The sequence below is a fragment of the Labrys sp. HAY1-8F genome, from assembly GCF_056754975.1.
The window spans coordinates 1,207,072-1,227,651 of record NZ_JBPGWZ010000002.1; the positions used below are offsets into that span (position 1 = coordinate 1,207,072).

General features: G+C 63.9%; 16 protein-coding genes and 1 riboswitch. Of the genes, 3 read left to right on the forward strand and 13 right to left on the reverse strand.

All coding sequences use genetic code 11. The features are described from left to right. Window positions 1–56 precede the first annotated feature (56 nt). The 11 genes from ACR9ZN_RS14660 to mobA all read right to left on the reverse strand — a co-directional run bounded on the left by ACR9ZN_RS14660 (window position 57) and on the right by mobA (window position 11,976). Window positions 57–293, reverse strand: coding sequence for an acyl carrier protein (locus tag ACR9ZN_RS14660; RefSeq protein WP_068287214.1), 237 nt, complete (start codon window positions 291–293; stop codon window positions 57–59). A 243-nt stretch (window positions 294–536) separates the two neighbouring features. After that, complete coding sequence (fabG, locus tag ACR9ZN_RS14665) at window positions 537–1,274, reverse strand: 3-oxoacyl-[acyl-carrier-protein] reductase (RefSeq protein ID WP_434957130.1); 738 nt, start codon at window positions 1,272–1,274, stop codon at window positions 537–539. Between the two features lie 103 nt (window positions 1,275–1,377). Further along, window positions 1,378–2,322, reverse strand: coding sequence for an ACP S-malonyltransferase (gene fabD / locus ACR9ZN_RS14670; RefSeq protein ID WP_454814605.1), 945 nt, complete (start codon window positions 2,320–2,322; stop codon window positions 1,378–1,380). A 237-nt stretch (window positions 2,323–2,559) separates the two neighbouring features. Beyond that, complete coding sequence (locus tag ACR9ZN_RS14675) at window positions 2,560–3,156, reverse strand: NAD(P)H-dependent oxidoreductase (protein ID WP_434957132.1); 597 nt, start codon at window positions 3,154–3,156, stop codon at window positions 2,560–2,562. A 186-nt stretch (window positions 3,157–3,342) separates the two neighbouring features. Further along, entirely contained in the window at window positions 3,343–5,046 is a 1,704-nt protein-coding gene (ade, locus tag ACR9ZN_RS14680) for an adenine deaminase (RefSeq protein WP_454814607.1), read from the reverse strand. Window positions 5,047–5,200: 154 nt separating this feature from the next. Beyond that, window positions 5,201–5,746: a thiamine ABC transporter ATP-binding protein gene (locus ACR9ZN_RS14685; protein WP_481274356.1), complete on the reverse strand. Its 546-nt coding sequence runs from the start codon at window positions 5,744–5,746 to the stop codon at window positions 5,201–5,203. After that, the gene (locus ACR9ZN_RS14690) at window positions 5,665–7,374 is read right to left on the reverse strand and encodes an ABC transporter permease family protein (RefSeq protein ID WP_481272530.1); all 1,710 of its coding nucleotides are present in this window, start codon (window positions 7,372–7,374) and stop codon (window positions 5,665–5,667) included. The genes ACR9ZN_RS14685 and ACR9ZN_RS14690 overlap by 82 nt, the downstream gene beginning before the upstream one ends. Window positions 7,375–7,465: 91 nt before the next feature. Beyond that, window positions 7,466–8,467, reverse strand: a complete 1,002-nt coding sequence (thiB, locus tag ACR9ZN_RS14695) for a thiamine ABC transporter substrate binding subunit (RefSeq protein WP_454814613.1) — start codon at window positions 8,465–8,467, stop codon at window positions 7,466–7,468. Window positions 8,468–8,532: 65 nt separating this feature from the next. Further along, window positions 8,533–8,645, reverse strand: a riboswitch (TPP riboswitch). Window positions 8,646–8,746: 101 nt separating this feature from the next. Continuing rightward, entirely contained in the window at window positions 8,747–9,409 is a 663-nt protein-coding gene (locus tag ACR9ZN_RS14700) for an HAD family hydrolase (RefSeq protein ID WP_441772376.1), read from the reverse strand. Further along, window positions 9,406–11,211: an ABC transporter ATP-binding protein gene (locus ACR9ZN_RS14705; RefSeq protein WP_454814617.1), complete on the reverse strand. Its 1,806-nt coding sequence runs from the start codon at window positions 11,209–11,211 to the stop codon at window positions 9,406–9,408. The genes ACR9ZN_RS14700 and ACR9ZN_RS14705 overlap by 4 nt, the downstream gene beginning before the upstream one ends. Window positions 11,212–11,343: 132 nt before the next feature. After that, complete coding sequence (gene mobA / locus ACR9ZN_RS14710; protein WP_481272531.1) at window positions 11,344–11,976, reverse strand: molybdenum cofactor guanylyltransferase MobA; 633 nt, start codon at window positions 11,974–11,976, stop codon at window positions 11,344–11,346. A 230-nt stretch (window positions 11,977–12,206) separates the two neighbouring features. Between mobA and ACR9ZN_RS14715 the strand changes: the two genes are divergently transcribed. Genes ACR9ZN_RS14715 through ACR9ZN_RS14725 form a run of 3 tightly spaced genes read left to right on the forward strand, consistent with a single transcriptional unit; the run spans window position 12,207 to window position 13,840 of the window. Beyond that, window positions 12,207–12,509: a sulfurtransferase TusA family protein gene (locus ACR9ZN_RS14715; RefSeq protein WP_441772378.1), complete on the forward strand. Its 303-nt coding sequence runs from the start codon at window positions 12,207–12,209 to the stop codon at window positions 12,507–12,509. Beyond that, window positions 12,509–13,027 carry a molybdopterin-guanine dinucleotide biosynthesis protein B gene (mobB, locus tag ACR9ZN_RS14720; protein WP_481274357.1) on the forward strand — a complete coding sequence of 173 codons (519 nt, stop codon included), beginning with the start codon at window positions 12,509–12,511 and terminating at the stop codon, window positions 13,025–13,027. The genes ACR9ZN_RS14715 and mobB overlap by 1 nt, the downstream gene beginning before the upstream one ends. Before the next feature lie 60 nt (window positions 13,028–13,087). Then, window positions 13,088–13,840 carry an SDR family oxidoreductase gene (locus ACR9ZN_RS14725; protein WP_481272532.1) on the forward strand — a complete coding sequence of 251 codons (753 nt, stop codon included), beginning with the start codon at window positions 13,088–13,090 and terminating at the stop codon, window positions 13,838–13,840. A 183-nt stretch (window positions 13,841–14,023) separates the two neighbouring features. Here ACR9ZN_RS14725 and ACR9ZN_RS14730 read toward each other — a convergent pair whose 3' ends face one another. Together ACR9ZN_RS14730 and ACR9ZN_RS14735 are read right to left on the reverse strand one after the other, a co-directional pair. Continuing rightward, the gene (locus tag ACR9ZN_RS14730) at window positions 14,024–18,328 is read right to left on the reverse strand and encodes a translocation/assembly module TamB domain-containing protein (protein WP_481272533.1); all 4,305 of its coding nucleotides are present in this window, start codon (window positions 18,326–18,328) and stop codon (window positions 14,024–14,026) included. Next, entirely contained in the window at window positions 18,328–20,337 is a 2,010-nt protein-coding gene (locus tag ACR9ZN_RS14735; RefSeq protein ID WP_481272534.1) for an autotransporter assembly complex protein TamA, read from the reverse strand. The genes ACR9ZN_RS14730 and ACR9ZN_RS14735 overlap by 1 nt, the downstream gene beginning before the upstream one ends. Between the last annotated feature and the right edge of the window lie 243 nt (window positions 20,338–20,580).

A 20,580-nucleotide genomic window follows, 5' to 3' on the forward strand; every position in this document is an offset into this window, starting at 1 on the left:
TCGTCCCTCGGCCGGTCGATGGATGGATATCGGGGAGCCTGCGCTCCCCGATCGTCTCAGGCCGTAGCCTTGGTCAGGAACTTGACAGCATCGCCGACGGTCAGAATCGTCTCTGCGGCATCATCGGGGATTTCGCAGTTGAACTCTTCCTCGAAAGCCATGACCAGCTCAACCGTGTCGAGAGAGTCAGCGCCCAGATCGTCGATGAAGCTCGCATTCTCGGTGACCTTGTCCGGATCGACGCCGAGGTGTTCAACCACGATCTTCTTCACGCGGTCTGCGATATCGCTCATTTTTCGTTCCTTTGATAAACCAAGACTGCCTGCCGGCACTTTATTCCGCCGCCGGTTAGGCGGTCGGTATTTGATAGTTCCTTGAGCCGGGGCCAATCCTTCGATCGGCCTCCGATTATCCCGGACAATCACATTCATAGGGGCCATCGGAATGTCCCTCGGCGGTGATTAACACACTTCAAATGCCATTGCCAGCGGGCATCCCACCAGTGGAAACCACTGTGGAATTGACTTCTAACTCGTTCAAATCATTGCCATTCCGCCGTTAATATTCAAAGTTTGCCCGGTGGTGTAGGCAGCCTCCGAAGAGGCAAGGTAAACGGCTGCGGCCGCAATCTCGTCGACATGGCCGAGCCGATGCACGGGGATAGCGGCAAGGATCGGCTCCATTTGCTTCTCGTTGAGGGCATCCGTCATCGCCGTTTCGATAAAGCCCGGCGCGATGCAATTGACGGTGATTCCGCGGCTGGCCACCTCGTGGGCCAGTGATTTGGACATGCCGACCAGGCCGGCCTTGGAGGCGGCATAATTGGTCTGCCCCGGATTGCCGATGACACCGGACAGGGAAGCGATGTTGATGATGCGTCCGGTGCGGCGCTTCAGCATCCCCTTCACGGCGGCTCGCGACAGATGGAAAGCGGCGGAAAGATTGACGGCGATGACGCTGTCCCAGTCCTCGTCCTTCATGCGCAGCATCAGATTGTCGCGGGTGAAACCGGCATTGTTGACCAGAATGTCCAACTGACCGAGGGCTGCCTCGACATTCGGAACCAGCGTGCCGAGCTGTTCCTTATCGGTGAGGTCGCAGGCGAAGACATGAGCACGGTCACCGAGCTTGGCCGCCAGTTCCTCCAGCACCGCCTTGCGCGTGCCAGAAAGCGCTACCGTAGCGCCCTGGCGGTGCAGGGATGCGGCAATGGCCGCTCCGATTCCGCCCGTGGCTCCGGTCACCAGGGCTGTCTTGCCAGTAAGGTCGAACATCGTCATCCCCAATCGAGTGCTGCCGGTCGCTGCGGGCGCACCTTTATTGTTTATCCTCACCCGAAATGGCCACCTGCTGTCGGGCGGGTGGCCGTGGGCCCTTTCATTGCAAGGTCGGCGCGAATGCCGCGACATCGTCCGGCGTGCCAATGCTCACCGCTTCTACGCCGGAGGCTATGCGCCTGACCAGCCCGCTCAGAACCTTTCCGGAGCCGACTTCCACCAGTTTGGTGACACCGGCTCCGGCGAGATATTCGACGCTTTCACGCCAGCGCACTGTTCCCGTCACCTGCTCGACGAGACGACGGCGGATCTCGGAAGGATCCACGATCGGCCGGGCGAGGACATTGGCGACCAGGGGCACGGCCGGGGCCGCGATGGCAACCTTTTCGAGCGCCTCGGCCATGGCATCGGCGGCCGGCTGCATCAGGGCGCAATGGAAAGGCGCTGAAACCGGCAGGAGGATGGCTCGCTTGGCACCCTTGCCCTTGGCGATCTCCAGCGCGCGCTCCACCGCTGCCTTGGTGCCTGAGATGACCACCTGGCCCGGTGCATTGTCGTTGGCGGCCTGGCAGACTTCGCCCTGCGCCGCCTCGGCGGCGACGGCAACTGCCTGCTCATAGTCGAGGCCGAGAAGAGCGGCCATGGCGCCAGTACCTACCGGCGTCGCAGCCTGCATCGCCCGTCCGCGAATGCGCAGCAGCCGAGCCGTATCGGCGATCGTCAGTGCACCGGAGGCAGCCAGGGCCGAATATTCGCCGAGCGAATGGCCGGCGACGAAGCTGGCATGTTTCTTGAGGTCGAGGCCGGCCTCGTCCTGCAGCACGCGGAAAGCCGCCAGCGAGACGGCCATCAGGGCCGGCTGGGCGTTCTCGGTAAGAGTGAGGTCGTTCTCCGGGCCATCCCAGATCACGGCCGTCAGCTTCTGGCCAAGCGCAGCGTCGATCTCGTCGAAGACGGCGCGGGCGACGGGAAAGGCATCGGCTAGCGCCTTGCCCATACCCACGCTTTGGCTTCCCTGGCCGGGAAACGTGAAGGCGATACTCATGCAAGAACCCCGTTTGAGACGGCGCGTTGAGACAATAGGCTGGTGCCTAAGTCAAGTCCGAAGCATGACAATACCCGTACATCTTGCATAAATTCGGCAAAACTCGGCCTTTTGTGGCTGTCGGCGGAGGCGTTCGGTAATTCGGCTCACGAGGATGGCATCAGCGCCAAACTTCCCTGTATCGAGAACTGATCGAACTTGCTCCAGATACCCGCGGATATTGCGCCTCGGGGGTTCTCAATTCTTGAGGGCCGCCATCTTCTTCTCGACTTTCGCAAGAAAATGACGACGTTGCGTTTCACTGGCTTCGTCCAGGCGGTGCAAGGCCAGCCACAAGGTACGGCAGCGCGGCGCGCAAAGTGCCCGCAAGCCACGCAGAAGAATGTTTCGGCCTGGCGCCTTCATGAACAACGTCCACCACCACCAGGGCGATCCCAACGTGGAGATAACCGCCAGCAAGCGGATCTGCGTCAGTACCGGCCCGATCGCCTTGCCATTTTCGGGCATGGTGAAAGTGGCATGCGGCACCCAGACCCGCTCGAGCCAGCCTTTGAGCATGGCGGGCGGTCCGTACCACCAGGTGGGGTAGATGAAGATCAGGCCCTCGCACCAGCGAAGGTGCGCGAGGTGCTCAGCCACGGGCGCCTCGTTGCTTCCGCGTTCGTGGTAGCCGCGCCGCTCCTCCGCGCTCATGACCGGGTCGAAATTCAGGGCGTACAGGTCTATCAGTCGCACCTCATGCCCCGCCCTTTTCAGCGTTTGCAGCGCCGTATCCCGAATGGAGGCGCCAAAGCTTTCCGAACACGGATGGCAGTAGACGACGAGCAGTTTCATCACGAGCACTCTGAGTATCGTGCCGAAAAGTGGACACCGATTTTCGGCAAAAATGATGCGAAAACAATAACCTACGGCTCGGACCCGATTCAGAAATCGGGTCCGAGCCGTAATCGGAAAACGATTCCGGATCCCTGCATAAGAGCCCGGAGTACGGCGCTTTTCCAGTACCGCGGGAAGCGTGACTCAAGCGGTGATCAGCTCGAAGCGATCGACGTCGACCATGCCCATGTCGGTGATCTTGAGATGGGGAATTACCGGCAGGGGCAGGAACGCAACCTGCAGGAAGGGTTCGGCCAGGGTGACGCCGAGGGATTTGGCGGCCGCGCGCAGCGGGATCAGGCGATCACGCACCTCCTCGAAGGTGAGCAGGCTCATCAATCCCGCTACCGGAAGTGCCAATTCGGCCAGGATGACGCCATCCTGGGCTACTGCGAAGCCGCCGCCGATCTCACCGAGATGGTTGACCGCCAGCGCCATGTCCGCGTCGTCGGCGCCGACGACGCAGATATTGTGCGAATCGTGCCCCACTGAAGAAGCGATCGCCCCCCGCTTCAGGCCGAAACCCTTGACGAAGCCACGCCCGATATTGCCATTGACGCCGTGCCGCTCGACCACGGCCACCTTCACCACATCCTGGTCGAGGTCGATGCCGCGATAACCATTCTGATAGGGCAGGCTCAGCCGCAGATGCTCGGTGATGATCTTGCCGGGCGCCACTCCCATCACCGGCCCCGTCGGTCCGCTCGCCGCCACACGGAAATCGGCGGCCGAGACGCGGGGTGCCCTGATAGAGCCGAGACCCACCGGCGCAATTCGGGTCCGCCCCTCGAACAGGCCGTCCTCTACCAGCCGGCCCGCACTGATCACCTGTCGTACAGCGCAATGATCGAGATCCTCGATGAGCACGATGTCGGCCCGCTTGCCCGGCGCGATCACGCCGCGATCCTTGAGCCCGAAGGCCATGGCCGCCGACAGGGTGGCGGTGCGATAGACCGCGAGCGGCTCGGCACCGAGGGCGATGGCGGTGCGAATCATGAAATCGAGATGGCCCTCTTCGGCAATGTCGAGAGGATTGCGGTCGTCGGTGCAGAAAGCGAGATAGGGCGAATTACGGATGGTGATCAGTTCCGCAAGAGCGTGCAGATCCTTGGAGACAGAGCCCTCGCGGATCAGTAGCGTCATGCCCTTGGCGAGCTTCTCCCGGCCCTCCCTAGCCGTCGTCGTCTCATGGTCGGTGCGGATGCGAGCGACGAGATAAGCGTTGAGATCGGTGCCTGACAGCAGCGGGGCGTGACCATCGATGTGGCCGTCCTGGAACGGCAGAAGCTTGGTGAGGCAAGCGGGATCGGCGTTGATCACCCCCGGAAAATTCATGAATTCGGCCAGGCCGATCACGCAAGGGTGGTTCATGAACGGCTCGAGGTCCGCGGCCTCGAGCCTTGCACCGGCGGTCTCCAGATGGGTCGAGGGCACGCAGCTCGAAAGCTGGACGCGCAGATCCAAGGCCGTATGGCCGGCGGCTTCCAGGAAGTAGCGGATGCCCTCGACACCGACAACATTGGAGATCTCGTGCGGGTCGCAGATGGCGGTGGTCACGCCATGGCGCAGCACGCAGCGATCGAACTCGGCTGGCGTGACCAGCGAGGATTCGACATGCAGATGCGTATCGATGAATCCGGGCACGGCCACGAGCCCCCGCCCATCGATCTCGCGCCGGCCGCGATAGCTGGCATAGGTCCCGACGATGCGGTCCCCGCCGATGGCGATGTCGGTCTCGGTCAGATCGCCGCTGACGAGGTCGAGCAGGCGCACATTCTTGATCACCAGGTCAGCCGGCTCGGTGCCTCGCCCCTGGGCGATCAATCGGGCGAGTTCACTGGCGTCCATCCGGGCGATTCCTTCTGCTTGCAAGCGATCAGCTTAGACCTCGGAGCGCGGACTTCCAGTCCGCTCTTGGAAACGTCGTGCTTTGGAAGAAAGGAAGAGCGGCTATCGCGCCATGCCCGCATGACGCTGAGAAGTCCGCGCTCCAGGCTTTGCCTCAGCCCACCACCCGTCCATCCGCCACCGTGATGACCTTATCGGCTCTGCCGTCGACGTCCTCGGGCGTATGCGTCGTCATCAGTACGGTCAGGTTCTTTTCCCGGCGCAGCGTGTCGATGAGATCGACCATGTCGGCGCGCATGGCGGGATCAAGCCCCGTCAACGGCTCGTCGAGCAGCAGCAGCGGGCGCGTGGTCAGCATGGCGCGTGCGAGCGCCACGCGCTGGCGCTGGCCGCCGGAGAGCTCGGAAGGCAGCCGCGCTTCCATGCCGCCCAGGCCGACATGATCGAGCATCGCCGAGATGGCCTGACGATTGGCCGCGGAGAGCCTCAGGGATGGCGACAAGGCCAGGCCGGCGTTGTGCAGGGCGGTGAGATTGGGCAGGAGATTATGGTCCTGGAAGACGATGGCCACGGGCCTGTCGGCCGGCTTCAGAGGCAGGAGATCGACACCATCGAAGCTCAATCGGCCGCTCTCCGGCTTCTCAAAACCGGCAATGGCGTGCAGCAAGGTGGACTTGCCGCCGCCGGATGGACCGACCATGGCCGCCAGCGCGCCCCGGGAAACGGTGAGGTCGTAGCGCCCGGTCCAGTCGTCGATGGTGATGGTGAGACTATCCACGACGAGCATGCCGGCCTCCAAACCGCCCAGCCACCAGAAACAGGACCAGCACCAGCCCGGCGAGCAGCGCGGCGATGCCATCGGCCTCGGCGACACGATAGGAACCGAGCTTGGCATAGAGCAAGGCCGGCAGCGTCACCAGAACTCTGCGAGCCGAACAGGGCCACGACACCGAGATCACCGAGCGACAGCGCCATGGCGAGGGCGAAGCCTGCCGTTGCGGAGGGTGCCAGCAACGGCCATTCGACCAGACGCAACCGGGTCCAGCCGGTCAGGCCGAGATTGTCGGCCAGCCGGCCGTAACGCTCCTGCGCCAGGGCCATGGGCGGATCGACGAGCCGGTGCACGAAGGGCAGCGCCATCATGGCGTTGACCAGCACGAGAGCCGGCATGGCCACGAAGTCGGTGACGCCTAAAGCCCGGGCGATCACGTAGAGGCCGGCGGCGAAGGCCAATGGCGGTGCGGCCAGCGTGAGCAGGGGAGCCGCCGCCATCAGCCTGGCAAGGCGCGGCCAGCCCTGCCCCATCAGGGCCAGGCGCGAGCGCGACAGCAGGAGGGCGGCTGCCAGCGACAGCGAGGCAGCCGCCAATGCGACCACCAGGCTGGTCGCCAGAGCCCGGGGCACCTGCGGGTCAATTCCTGCCAGCAGCGTGCGGCCGGCATGGAGGACGGCCAGCAAGGGAGGCAGCAGCAAAAGCAAAGCAAGGCCGATGACCACCGTATCCGCCAGCCGCAGCCAGCCTGCTTCCCGATCGGGCCGCTCCAATTTGCGCCCGAGGCTGGCGGCTTCGGGAGGACGCACCAGCAGGGGCGCCGCAAGCGTCACCAGCACTGCCATGGCAGCAATCTGCAGCAAGGCCAGCACGGCGGCCCTGGCGAAATCGGCATCGGAATGGATGGCCTGGTAGATCGCAACCTCGAAAGTGGCGCTGCCGGGGCCTCCTCCGAGCGTGAGGGGAATGGCGAAAGAGGTTGCGCAGGCGATGAAGATCAGGAGGGCCAGCGCCGGCAGGTCCCGCTGCAGCACTGGCCAGTCGATACGGCGAAAAATGGTTGAAGGCGGCAGGCCGAGCGAGGCCGCCAGCCGCCAATGCTCCCCCGGCACCGTCTCCAGTGCCGCGAGGAACACCCGGCTCGCGAAGGCTCCGTTGAAGAAGACATGCACCATCAGAATGCCGGTAAGCCCGTAGAGCGAGATGCCCGGCAGGCCGATGGCCCCCAGCACGGCGTTGACGACGCCGGCCCGGCCATAGATGCCGGCAAAGGCGAACACGGCCACGATCGAAGGCAGCGCGGCCGCGACGCCGAACAGAGCCAGCAGCAGGCGGTGCCCTGGGAATTGCCGCCGGGCCAGCGCCAGGGCAACCAACGCCCCGAACGACAACGACAGCAAGGTGGAGAGCAGCGCCTGATAGACGGTGAAGCCGGCAATCGAGACGAGATAGCCGACATTGCCCTGCCAGGCATCGCCGCCAGCCGCGAGGAAAAGGCTGGCGAGCGCTGCGAGCACAAGCGCGGCAAGGGCGCCAAGGAGAATCAGGCCGGGCATTCAGGATGGAGCGCGTTTACCCTCCCCCTCCAGGGGAGGGTGGAGGCTCGGCGTTTCGGAGCCACTGTCAGCTTCATTCGTCTCTCGTTCGTCACTTGGCCATGGCGGCCAGCCATTCGTCGATCCAGGCCTTGCGGTTCTCGGCGAGCTTGGCGGGATCGGCCATCAAAGCCTTGGCGGGAACGGCAACAGCCTTGAAGCTCTCCGGGAGTCCTGCGACCGGTGTCCTGGCCGGATACATCCAGTTGGTCTCGGGCAGCGCAGCCTGGGCCTCGTCCGAGAGCAGGAAGGTGAGGAATTGACGCCCGAGCTCCTGTTGCTTGGAACTCGCCACCACCCCGGCGACTTCGACCTGGGTCTGATGGCCTTCCGGGAACATCGCGGCCTTGTAGTTGGTCTTCTTCTCGGCGCCGATGTGATAGGCGGGCGAGGTCGAATAGGAGAGCACCATGTCGGCCTCCCCCTTCAGGAACAGGCCATAGGCTTCCGACCAGCCCGAGGTGACGGTGACGATGCGCGGCTTCAGCGACTTCCAGGCCTCGGGGGCCTTGTCGCCATAGACGGCCCTGACCCAGGCGAGCAGGCCGAGGCCCGGCGTGGAGGTGCGCGGATCCTCGATCACCAGCTTGGGGCCGTTCTTGTCGTCGACCAGTTCCTTCAGGCTGGTCGGCGGGGTCTTGAGCTTGTCGCTATCATAAACGAAGGCGAAATAGCCCCAGTCATAGGGAATGAAGGTCTTGTTGGTCCAAGGTTCGGGCAGAGAGAGCTTCTCGGCTGCCACGCCATGCGGCACGAAAAGACCGGACTTTTCCGCCTCTCCCATCAGATTGTCGTCGAGACCGACGACAACATCCGCCTTGGTCGAGGCGCCTTCAAGCTTGAGCTTAGCGAAGAGAGCGCCGCCGTCATCGGCGGTGACATAGGTCAGTTTGCAGTTGCACTTGGCCTCGAACGCGGTTTGCAGCGGCTTGCCGGGACCGTATTCGCTCGAAAAGCTCTCATAGGTGTAGACGGTGAGCACCGGCTTGTCCTCGGCCGAGGCCGTCGTGGCAACGGTGGCCAGTGCGAGAGCGGCGAGCAGTTTCCTCAGCATAGCGTCCTCCATGTCGAAAACGGTTCGATACGGACGACGGCGGTGAAGAAAATTGCGGTGAAGCTGAAAGCTTCGAAGCTCATCCCTCCGCCGGCACGACCCGGATCAGGTTCGATGGGTTAGACGAAGCTTGCGGCCACCGTCTTCTCAGCCCTTGCGGGCACCCCATGAGACGATTCCCGTGTTAGCGCTTTCCCGAGGCAAGGGAAAGCCCGTTTCGTGGCGGAGATCGCCCACGGCCGACAAGGCGCAAAACTGAGGAGGTTTATCCGCCTGCCATCAAGCGATGCCGAGCCGGGCCGCTGCGAAGGGCCGAAGGCGCGGATCCTCATAATCGGGAATCGCCAGTTCCACGCCCGCAGCCAGCAGTGCCTCCTCGCTCATGCTGGTAGCAAGACCGATCACGGCAAGGCCCGCTGCCTTGCCGGCCGTGATACCCGAGCGTGAATCCTCGAAGGCCAGGCTGGAAGCAGCCATTCCCTGCAGGCGTTCCAGACCAACGAGATAAGGATCCGGATGGGGCTTGGGATTAGTAACCTCGGCGCCGATCACCACGGTAGGGAAGCGCTCCACCAGGCCCAGATTGACGAGTTGATGCTCCGCATTGTCCCGCGGCGCATTGGTGACCACGCCGATCGGCACGCCGTTCTTTTCGAGCCAGTCGAGAAAATCCGTCAGCCCCTTTGCCGGCTTGAGCCCGACGAAGAGGCTGCGGAACATCGCCTCCTTGTCGTCGACGAGCTTGAGGGCGACATCCTCGTCCAGATCCTTCAGGAAGTTCCTGGCGAGCAGGCTGTTAGGCTGGCCCATGATCTCGGAGACATAGGTATCGAGGGAGAGCTCGATGCCGTGTGGCGCCACCATCTCGCGCCAGGCCTCGTAATGCAGGTGATCGGCATCGACCAGAGTGCCATCGAGATCGAAAAGGGCAACGGACTTCACGAAGCAAAACCTTCCAAAACAGGCGAGAGCTGAGGCTCTTCGCGGAACTGCACGGCATGGAGGGCGGCATAGCGCCCCCCTTTGGCGAGCAGCTCTTCATGGCTGCCCTCCTCGACCAACCGACCGCCGTCGATCACGCAGATCTTGTCCGCCTCCTGGACGGTCTGCAGCCTGTGGGCGATCACCACGACGGTACGGCCAGCGCAGAGATCGTCCAGAGCGTTCTGGACGGCCTGCTCGGACTGGGAGTCGAGCGCGGCGGTGGCTTCGTCCAGGAGGATGACCGAGGCATCGCGCAGAATGGCGCGCGCAATCGCGATGCGGGCGCGCTGGCCGCCGGAGAGCTGCAGGCCGCGCTCACCGACCTCGGTGTCGTATTCCCGGTCGAAATCCACGATGAAATCATGGGCATGGGCTGCTTTGGCGGCGGCCTCGATCGCCTCCTGCGACGCACCCGGCCGGCCGAAGGCGATGTTCTCCCGGATGGTTCCGGCGAACAGGAACACGTCCTGCCCGACATAGGCCATGGCGCTGCGCAGACTGGCGACGGAAACCGACGCGATATTCTGCTCATCGATGCGGATCGTCCCGGAGCCCGGTTCGTAGAAACGCAGGATCAGGTTGAGGACGGTCGACTTGCCGCTACCTGACGGCCCGACCAGGGCCGTGGTCTTGCCGACTTCCGCAATCAAGGAGAGATCCTGCAGGACCGGCTCGTCCGGCTTGTAGCCGAAATTCACACGGTCGAAGACGATGTGGCCACCCTTGTTGACGAAAGCCGGCTTGGCCTCCTCGATCGGCCCTTCTCGGGCCGGCTCATCGACGATATCGTAGAACATGCTGACGCCGGTGACGGCCGCGTTCAGATCGACATTCACACGGGCCAGGGCCTTGGACGGGGCATAGGCAGTGAGGAAGGCGAAAAGGAAGGAAATCAACTCGTCGACGGTAAGCTGGCCGGCGGTGATGCGCCAACCGCCATAGACGATCACGGCCGCAACGGCAAAGCCGGCCATGGTCTCCATGATCGGGCCGGTCCGGTTGCCAAGGCCGGCCATCTTGTTGGCAGCCGATTGCGCTTCGGCGACCCCGGCCGCCATGCGCTCGCGCATCGCCTCTTCCATGCCGAAGGACTTGACCACCCGGATGCCCTGCGAGGTCTCCTGGATGATGCCGGTGATGCGGGCAGTACTCTGATATTGCCGGGTCACCACGCGCTTGATGCGCTTGGTGATGTAGCGGATGCCGAGCACCGCCGGCGGCATCACCACAATGGCGGACAGGGCCAGCAAGGGATCGCGGATGATCATCACGGCGATCAGGGCCGCGACCTGAAGAACGTTGGAAACGGAGGTGACCAGCAAATTGGAGGCGATGCGCGAGCAATTGGCGATGAAGCTATTCGAGGTCACCATCTCGGTGGAATGGCGCGCGGTAAAATAGGCCATGTCCTGCTGGACGACATGGTTGAACAGCCGCTGCTGCACGCTGGCGATGATGGAATTGCCGATACGGGCGAGCACGGTGTCCTTGGTATAGGCGGCCGCACCGCGAACCAGGAAGACCGCAACCACCATCAAAGCAAAGCCGGCGATCTGCCCCATGCTCTGCTTGTCCCACATGGCGCGGATGACGGGGCCGATCAGCCACGCCACCAGACCGCCCATCGAGGCTTCGATGGCGCCGGCCGCGATCGCCAGGCCATAGGCGCGGGTATGCTTGCTCCCCTCGTCGGAGAACAGGCGCCGCAGCAAGGGTATGGCAGGCACTGAATTCTGGGCCTTGGTCGAAATGGTGGTCACTCCTAAGCGGATTTGCGACTCCTGGTGAACCCAATAAATCGCAAAACGCTCTGACAATTGCCGCGCTTCTATCACCGGCGTGAAATTAAGGCCAGATGGGGGCACTGGTACGGCGCCAGACAAGGTCGGTGATCAGGCAGCCGGAAAAAGGGCAAGAAGAGCCTGCGCCTCCGCCATGCCGTCGGGATCATTGACATTGGCAAAGGGGTCGAAGGGGTCCGCCGACCATACCACCTCAGCAAAATCGTGCCGCCGCAGAATGGTCTCGACCCGGCGCTGATCTTCCTCCACCAGGGCCTGCCGCAGAGCGGTACGCAGATGAACGGGCCAGAGCGCCGCGGTCGGGTGACGCCGGCCGGCGGAGACCGCGACGGCACCTCTCCCCATCTGCGTACCGGCACGCAATCTTGCCACCAGGTCTTCAGGCAGGAAGGGCGCGTCGCAGGGCACCGCGATCACCTCGGCAAAACCGGCCTGCGCCGCATGATCCAGACCGGCGAGCACGCCGGCCAACGGTCCCGGGAAATCCGGCACGCCGTCCGGCAGGATGGGGAGGCCCAGCGTTTCAAAGCGCCCGGCATCGCCATTGGCATTAAGAAAAAGCGCATCGACCTGAGGGCGCAGGCGCCCGGCGATGCGCTCGAGGATCGTTTGCCCGCCCAGAAAGGACAGTCCTTTGTCACCGCCGCCCATGCGCCGCGACAAGCCGCCGGCGAGGATCACCCCCATGACGGCGCCATCAGCTTTCTTGATGTCCTGGTTCAAAGTCACTGCCCCTGCGGTTTTCCAGGATCAAGGACACCGTCCTTGGCCGATAAAGCCGTCGTTTACAAGGATGCCGATCTGAAGATCGGCACACCATGCCTCGCCTGCCTCACCTGCGTAAAGCCATCGCCTACGTGTTCCACGTCCGCGCCATCCCCCGCAAGTCTGGGATGCGTCGCGACGACGCACAATGGTTGAATGGCGGCCTCGGGCTCGCTAAAGCGATAGATATGTCCGCTTTTCCGCCCTCGCCACCGGCCGCCGACCAAGCCTTGCACAGCAATCCGGCCTTGCGCAGCAACCCGGCCTCGCGCATCGACCTGCGCGGTCTCAAATGCCCGCTGCCCGTGCTGCGCGCGCAAAAGGAACTGGCACGCCTTGCTCCCGGCGACCGTCTCATCCTCGAATGCACCGATCCGATGGCGGCGATCGACCTGCCCAATCTCATGCGCGAGACCGGTGACATCTATGAAGGCCGCAGCGAGGAGCCCGGCTTCACCGCCCACCATATCCGCAAGGCGCCCACGCCATGATGCGGCTGATGGGCCTGTCGGGCTGGAGCGGCGCCGGCAAGACGACTTTGATCGCCGCCTTGATTCCGGCCTTGTGCCGGCGCGGCCTGACGGTGTCGACCATCAAGCATGCCCACCACGCCTTCGATGTCGACAAGCCGGGCAAGGATTCCTACATCCACCGCGACTCGGGGGCGCAGGAAGTGCTGGTCGCCTCGGCCCATCGCTTCGCCCTGATGCATGAGCTGCGCGGGGCGCCCGAACCCTCGCTCGGCGAACTGCTTAAGCGCCTGACGCCAGTCGACCTCGTCATCGTCGAGGGCTTCAAGCGCGATCCGCATCCCAAGATCGAGGTGCACCGCACCGCGACCGACAAGGACTACATCTATCCGGCCGACCCTTACATTCGCGCCATCGCCACCGACGGGCCCGGCCCCTTCCCGATGCAGCGCTTCGACCTCGACGACATCGAGGGGATCACCGATTGGGTCATCCGCGAGGCCGTTCCCATCGAACCTGGGGGCGTCTTCGCTCTCTGAGCAATCAGAGCGCCTCCATTCCCTCAGCCAGCCAAGGCAGATCACAGCCGGGAGTTCTCCATGTCGATGCGCCCTCTCCTCCTCGTCACCGGCGGAAGCCGCGGCATCGGGGCCGCGATCTCGCTCAAGGCCGCCGCAGCAGGCTACGACCTCATCATCAACTATCGCAGCGACCATGAAGCTGCCGAGGCCGTGGCGCGGGCCGCCCGTCATGCCGGCGCGCGGGTTCTCGTCCTCGCCGGCGACATGGCCAGGCAAGATGACATCGCGGCCTTGTTTGCTGCCGTCGACGATTTCGGCAGGTTGACCCACCTCGTCAACAATGCCGGCATTACCGGCAAATCCGGGAAGCTCGCCGAAACCGATCCATCCATCATCCGCGAAACCATCGATCTCAACGTCACCGGCGCCATCCTGGTGGCGCGCGAGGCTGCCAGGCGGCTTTCGACCCGGCTGGGCGGATTGGGTGGGGCCATCGTCAACATGTCATCCGCCGCAGCCACCTTGGGCTCGCCCGGCGAATATGTCTGGTATGCCGCGTCCAAGGCGGCGATCGACGGCTTGACCTATGGCCTTGCCCGCGAGCTCGCCAATGAGGGCGTGCGTGTCAACGCCATCCAGCCCGGCATGGTCGATACCGAGATCCATGCCCGCAGTACGGGCGACGCCGGACGTGTGGAACGCATCAGGCCAAGCATTCCCATGCAGCGCATCGGCTCAGCCGAGGAGATCGCCGACGCGACACTTTATCTGTTGTCCGAAGCCTCGAGCTACGTCACCGGCTCGATCCTGCGGGTATCGGGTGGTCGCTGAGGCATTGGCTGGAAACGACTAAAACGCTGCCTTTGTCATGCCCGGGCTTGATCCGGGCATCCCGCGCCTCCCGTCTTCAACGTCTGGAGGGGCCGTGGATTGCCGGATCAAGCCCGGCAATGACAAAGGTCGGGCCAATTCGATCCATTTATTGACGGACGAATCCCAAAGCAAATACCGGCCTCAATATTCGCGTTCGTAGTAGATGCCGCCCTTGGAACCGTCGGTGCCGGCCTGGCCGCGCAGTTTGAGGTTCTTGGTGACATCGAGATTGATGGTGGCGTCTGTCTGGCCGCCCACGCCCGAGGTCACGCCGAGATAGATCTTGTCGCCGATATAGGTGCCGGCCTGCACGGCCGCGTTGCCGCTCGAATCGGTGACCACGCCTAGATTGTCGAGCCCGGTCGACTTGCGGATCTTGTCGAGCAGGCCGGGGCCGGAAGGACCGCCAGCGAGCTGGGCCACGGCAGTGGCAAGCTGGGCGAGCTGGAGCGGCGACAGGTCCTGGATGCTGCGACCGAACAGGAACCGGGCCATCACCTCGTCCTGCGGCAACTGGGGCACCGAGGAGAGTATGATCTGCGGATCGGAGGCGCGTCCGGTCACGCGTACCGTCACGGTGATCGCGCTGTTGCGGGTGGACGCAGCGAAATCGATGTTGGGATCGAGATCGCCGACAAGGGTCACCTTGCCGCTGTCGAACACGATGTGCTGGCCGATGACGTCGAGCGAACCGCGCCGCATCTCCAGGAAGCCCACCGGCGCGATGTTGGCGACCGAGCCCTTCAGCGCCATCTGGCCGCCGAGTTCGGCATCAATGCCGCGACCGCGCACGAAGATGCGGGCCGGCGCGTCGATGGTGAGATCGAGCACCACATTGGGGCCGGAACTTGCCTTGCCCTTCTTGGGCTTGCCAGCCGCGGCGGTGTCCTTCGCCTTTGCGAGGGTCCGGGCCACCTCACGCGGCGGCTTGAGATGCTTGACACCGAGCATGGCGGCATTGGCGGCAAAGCGTTCGGGAATGGTGATCTCGGCCCGCTGGATATCGATACGGCCACCGATAACCGGCCTGGCCATCAAGGGCCCGCGTATCGTGATGTCGCTGGAGACGATTGCCGTCGCCAGATTGCCGTCGGTGAGCTTGGCGTTGCGCGTGGTGATCTTCAGGTCGGCGGCGAAATCGGGCTTCAACCCGACCGAACCGCTGACGCCGATGCTGCCGCCGCCCTGGGTGGTGGCACTGAACTGGGCAATGGTTGCCCGGTCGCGGTCGAAGCGGATGGTGCTGCCGATTCCCGTCAGCTTCATGCCGGTCTCGGGATCGGTCACCGTGCCGCCGGCGATCACCGCCTGGCCTGAAACTGATGGCGCCGAGATCGATCCGCCGGCCTTGGCATTGAGGGTAAGCGTGCCGGTCACGCGGCCGCCACGGTCACGCAAGGCGCCATTGGCCAGAGCAAGCGGCGCCGAGGCCTGCACGTCAACGGAGAGGCCTGCTCCCTGCAGAGGGACACGGCCGCGCGCCGTGACCGACAGACCTCCGGCTCCCGTCAGGCTGGCATTGCCGATGGTGACGGCCTTGCCCGCATAGCGGCCATTGGCGGCAAGCTGCAAAGCCGGAATGCCGAAGCCCTTGGTGGCGGCGACGCCGAGGCCGGCGCCCTTCACGTCGAACTCCGCCACCGGGTCGGCCGGTTTGCCGGAGAGTTTCACATTGGCCGACAGCGTGCCGGTGGCACCGAGGCCCGGGGAGGCGATATTGGCGAGCGACAGCGGCAATTGACCGACGACGACGTTCATCGCCAGGGTCTCGCCAACCTTGCCGTCGATGGAGACGACACCACCCTGCCCGATGCGCAGCACGGCCCTGGGGATCGAGACCCCGCTCTTGCGGCTGGCAATGGTGACGGGAGACTGGAGGGAGGCTGAGATGCCCTCCTGCGAGACGTTGAGCGTATCGAGCCTGGCGTCAAGTCCATCCCCGGCTGGCTTCACCGCACCCGACAGGGCCAGTTTGCCGCGAGGCATCGTGCCCTGGAGCTGGAAGGCGGTCGCATTCTCGCCTTCTGACTTGGCGGTGGCCTGCAACTGATTGAGGATGAAGGAGCCGGCCTGAACATTCGACGCGTTGACGGTGCCCGAGAGTGCCGGCACACCGGTGAGGTCGCGGCCAGTCAGGTCGACCGTCGCGGAGCCGATGCTATTGGCTTCGACCTTGAGCGCCTTGGCCTGTGCCTTGATCGCGGCGTTCTGCTTGGTGCCATCGACCGAGAGCCCGATATTGGCGGTGAGCGATCCCGACGCCTTGACGAGCAGAAGCGGCGCGATCGCCGCCATATCCGGGATCGCGGCGTTGAGCTGGCCGCTGGCGCGCCCGTTCGGGGTCACGGCAAGGTCGCCGGCGAGCTGGGCCGCGCCGGCTCCGACATTCAGGCCGTTGATCTGATGTGTGCCATCCGGCAGGGTTGATATCGTCGCCCCCGCCTTCACCGGCATGCGGTCGAGCTGGCCGGCGAGCGAAAACACGCCATTGATGGCGGCACCGGCAACGCTGCCGGTGAAATTGGCTTTGCCATCGGTGAAGGGCTTGCCCTGAAGCACCAGCCTGGGCGCGATGAGATCGGCGACGACATCGGGTTTTTCGGCGCTGCCCTTCAGGCTGGCATTGACCTCGACGGCACCGGAGGCACGGTCCGTCACCAGCTTGATATCGAACAGGTTCGCCGTGGCCTTGAAGTCCATCGCCTTGGCACCATAGAGCCCATCCGCCGAGGCGTTGAACTGCTGGTTGACGAGGGTGATCTTGTCGAAATGCAGTCCTTCGGTATCGCGCCGGACGCCGCCCTTGAGGCTGGTTGCCCCTTCGAGGACGGCATCCAGGCGCGGATCGCCGAGCACGATGTCACTGGCCTTGCCCTCGACGGTCAAGGCGAGACCGCCGCCTGCCAGCGCGACATCACCCTTCGCGGTCAGATCTGCCTTGCCGCGCAATTCGCGTCCCGCCAGACCGGAGAAGACCGAGATATCGGGCGTGGCCAGCGAGTAGATGCCGCTCATCTTGGCGCCGACGATGCCGGTGAAGCCGGCCTGGAAAGCATTCGCTGCCAGGCGCACGCCATCGACGACCACCGGCTGCCCCGCCTGCCATTTGCCGGCGGCGGTGAGGCCGAGGCTGCTGCCGAGCGCCTTGGCCAGACCCGGATCGGAGGAACTGAGCTTGTCGCCGCGTCCATCCACCTTGAAGGTGAGGCTGCGCTTTTGCGGATCGGCGAGGTTCTGGGCATCACCGCCGGCCTTGATGGTGGCGCTCTCGGCGGCGACCGTGCCGGCCGCCAGCTTCTGCAGATCGAAATTCGCCGTCCAGCCGCCGTCACCGAACTGGGCCGCCAGCGTCATGCCCTTGATGCGGGCGTTGCCGCCCGGCAGCAGGATGTCGTGGCCATCCTCGGCACCGAACTTGCCGTCGAGCTTGAGGCTGGTCGGAAAAGCATCGGCCGAGAGGGCGCCCGACAAAGCGAGGTCGAGTACGCCGGATTTGATGGTGGCATGCTTGAGCGCATAGCCCCCGCCAGCCACCTGCCCGCCTTCGACCGAAATGGCCGATTGGCCACGGACGAAATCGGCATAGGCGGGATCGACCAGCCGCTCCAGATTGCCGCCGAGATCGGCCTTGAAGGTGACGCCATCGGTCCCCTGCGCCAGCATGGCCTTGCCGCCGAACAGCTTGTTGCCATCGGCCGAGAGAGCGATGTCGGCAGCGAAATTGTCCAGGGGTCCCGAACCGACGATGGTGAAGCCGAGCGGCGGCGAGCCCGGTACTTTCAGCATGCTGGTCAGGAAGCCGCCATGCGGTTCCTGCAGCGAGAGATTGAGACCCAATTGCTTGGTCGCATTGTCGAAGTCGGTGGTGAAAGTGAGATCGCCACCGGCGGGCTGCGTCCGCTTGATCAGCAATTCCGAATGCAGCTTGCCGTCTGCCAGCAGGGCATTGCCAGCAACGTCGAACACCGTGTCCTCGCCCGCCAGTGCCGCCGAGATCTTGACCACGGGTACGGCAAGCTTGCCGAGCTTCACCGAAACCGGTAGCTCGGGCAGGGAGAAACCACCCTCGCCCGCGGCCGGCTGCACGCCCTGAGGCGGATTGGGCTTGCGGGTGATCTCGATCGAACCCGCCTCCAGAAGGTCGACATCGAGCTTCTTGCTCATCAGGGCGAGCCGGCTCCAGACCAGATGGGCGTCCTTGATGGTCAGCCACACGCCCTGCCGATCGGCGATGGTGATGGAAGAGATTTTCACATCAGACGACAGGGCGCCATCGATCTGGCCGAGCGAGATCTTCTGGTCGGGCGTCGAGATGGTGTCCTCGACATAGGTGATGAACCAGGACTTTTCGCTGGCGTCGTCAGCCCGCGCCGGCGCAAGTTCCCTGAGGCCGAGGGGCACGGCCACGACTGCGACGGCCGTTAAGAGAATGATCCGGCGCCGCATCAGAAGCTCTCTCCCAATCCGATATAGAGGGCGAAAGGCGGCGTGTTCTTCTTCTTGACCTTGCCATCCTCGATGACGAAGCCCTTCACGGGTGTAAGACCCCGGGCGATGTCCACCCGGATCGCCCCGAGACTGGTATAATAGCGCAAACCGACGCCGGCGCCGATCTTCATGTCCTCGTCGAAGGAGGGATAGGAGGTAGAAAAGGCGCTGCCTGCGTCGACGAAGGGGACGATGCCGATGCTGTCGGTCACCTTGATGCGCATTTCGAGCGAGCCCTCCAGCAAAGAGCGGCCGCCCACCACGAAGCCATTGTCGAGCTTGGGACCGAGGCTGCGGAAATTATATCCGCGCACCGAGCCGCCACCGCCGGCATAGAACATGCGATCGCCTGGCAATTCGTTGGCGGGCGCCCCGACGATCGAGCCGACCGCAACCCGGCCAGCCAGGACATAGCGTCCCATCGCGTCGAAGGAGAAATAAGCCGAGCCGTCGATACGGGTCATCGCGCCGAAATTGCCGAACTTGGCCTCGTAGAACGGCTCGAGCGTGCCCTTCAGGCGATAGCCGCGCGTGGGCTCGAGCTTGTCGTCGGTGGTGTCATAGGCGAGTTCACCGGGCAGGCTGAACAGCAGGAGATTGCGCTTGCCGTAAAAGTCTTCGACCTGGTCATATTCGCCGTTCAGCGCGATCTTGCCGGTCAATCGCTCCGAGAATTCGTGGGCAAGCCCGATGCGCGCACGGAAGGTGTTCTGCGAATAGGGATCGTAAACCTCGCGCTTGGCCAGCAATTGCGCGGTAAGATCCGTGAACGGATCGAAGATCCCCGGCTTCACGAAGGTGACGCCGCCCGAATAGGTGAACTTGGTCGGATCGGTGGAATCGACACCCGCCACGGTCGCATCGAAGCGCAGGCGCTCGGCTTCGCCGAACAGATTGCGGTGCTCCCAATAACCGTTGAGGCCGATGCCGTCGGTGGTGGAATATTCGGCACCGGCACCGAAGACATGCAATGGGCGCTCCGACACGGTGATCATCAGCGGCATGGTGCTGTCGGCCGCAATCGCGTCGCCCTCGACGATGCTGGTGGTCGAGAACACCTGCAGGCGCTGCAGGCGCCGCTTGGCGAGTTCGATCTCGGCCGGATCGTATTGGTCGCCCGGCCGGAGGCCGGTCTGACGCGCCACGAAGGCTGGATTCATGTCCTTGGTGCCATCGACGGTCATGCGCCCGTAACGGGCCAGGCGCCCCGGCTCGACCGCCAGCGTGACATCGAGCCTGTTGTTGACGTGGTCGGCGGTGATGACGCGTGGCAGGGCCTTGGCCTTGGGGTAGCCCTGGCGTCGCCAGGCATCGATCATCGCCTGCTCCGCCGACAGTACGATGTCCGAATTGGCCTGGTGGCCCGGCTCGAGGCCGAGACGCTCGGGCGTCTTGGTCTTGGGAATGTCGTCGATCGGGCTGTGCGGCGCCCGGTTTTCCAGCCGGATCCGGCCGAAGGTGAAGACGGGACCGGGATTGACGTTTACAACCACCGGGACCGGGTGAGGCAGGGTGGCGTCGACGGGAATCTCTTCGAGCTTGCGCCCATTGACCAGGATCGAGATCGAAGCGCCATAGCGTGCATTGGCATAGAGCGTACCGAGGATACGATCATATTCGGTCCGCGCCTTGGAGAGGAAGGCAGGCGTGCTCGGCGGCGGCGTTTCGTCCTTGCCGCTATACAGAGAAGACGCGCCCTCGACCGCCGACTTGATATCCTTGTCCCCGCCCGCAATCACCACTTCGATCTTGTAGGTCTGGGCGTCGGGCGAAACCGGCTTCTCGTCCGATCCGAAGAAATTATAGCCGAAAAGCTTGAAGGCTGCGGCGGGTTGGGGCTTCGCCCCGGCGATGAGCGCCATGACGGCCACCGACAAGGCCAGCCCCTTGGCCAGACGCTGCCGCGCCGGCATCAGGCGTTCGAGCCTGCTCAGCCCCCTCATCGCCTGTCGATCGCCCCACGCCATAGACCAGCGCCCCCACTAAACCCCGATACGGGGGCGCCGCCCCGGAGGTGAACCTTACGCCAAACGACCTCTTCCGATCAACCCATCGCCGTATATCATCATGAACAAACGGTTAATTACGTAATCAATCGTATCGATCGAATAAACTGTTCCCCCACGACATGCGCTGAATTTTGAACATTACCCGTATGCTTAGGCACGTAATTCACACTAAATGGCACATATTTGCATTCGCATGTAATC

Bases quoted from the DNA above. Each gene is read 5' to 3' on its own strand.
- ACR9ZN_RS14660 (WP_068287214.1), bottom strand. From the start codon at position 293: ATGAGCGATATCGCAGACCGCGTGAAGAAGATCGTGGTTGAACACCTC.
- fabG (WP_434957130.1), bottom strand. From the start codon at position 1,274: ATGTTCGACCTTACTGGCAAGACAGCCCTGGTGACCGGAGCCACGGGC.
- fabD (WP_454814605.1), bottom strand. From the start codon at position 2,322: ATGAGTATCGCCTTCACGTTTCCCGGCCAGGGAAGCCAAAGCGTGGGT.
- ACR9ZN_RS14675 (WP_434957132.1), bottom strand. From the start codon at position 3,156: ATGAAACTGCTCGTCGTCTACTGCCATCCGTGTTCGGAAAGCTTTGGC.
- ade (WP_454814607.1), bottom strand. From the start codon at position 5,046: ATGGACGCCAGTGAACTCGCCCGATTGATCGCCCAGGGGCGAGGCACC.
- ACR9ZN_RS14685 (WP_481274356.1), bottom strand. From the start codon at position 5,746: ATGGTCGGTCCATCCGGCGGCGGCAAGTCCACCTTGCTGCACGCCATT.
- ACR9ZN_RS14690 (WP_481272530.1), bottom strand. From the start codon at position 7,374: ATGCCCGGCCTGATTCTCCTTGGCGCCCTTGCCGCGCTTGTGCTCGCA.
- thiB (WP_454814613.1), bottom strand. From the start codon at position 8,467: ATGCTGAGGAAACTGCTCGCCGCTCTCGCACTGGCCACCGTTGCCACG.
- ACR9ZN_RS14715 (WP_441772378.1), top strand. From the start codon at position 12,207: ATGTCCGCTTTTCCGCCCTCGCCACCGGCCGCCGACCAAGCCTTGCAC.
- mobB (WP_481274357.1), top strand. From the start codon at position 12,509: ATGCGGCTGATGGGCCTGTCGGGCTGGAGCGGCGCCGGCAAGACGACT.
- ACR9ZN_RS14725 (WP_481272532.1), top strand. From the start codon at position 13,088: ATGTCGATGCGCCCTCTCCTCCTCGTCACCGGCGGAAGCCGCGGCATC.
- ACR9ZN_RS14730 (WP_481272533.1), bottom strand. From the start codon at position 18,328: ATGCGGCGCCGGATCATTCTCTTAACGGCCGTCGCAGTCGTGGCCGTG.
- ACR9ZN_RS14735 (WP_481272534.1), bottom strand. From the start codon at position 20,337: ATGGCGTGGGGCGATCGACAGGCGATGAGGGGGCTGAGCAGGCTCGAA.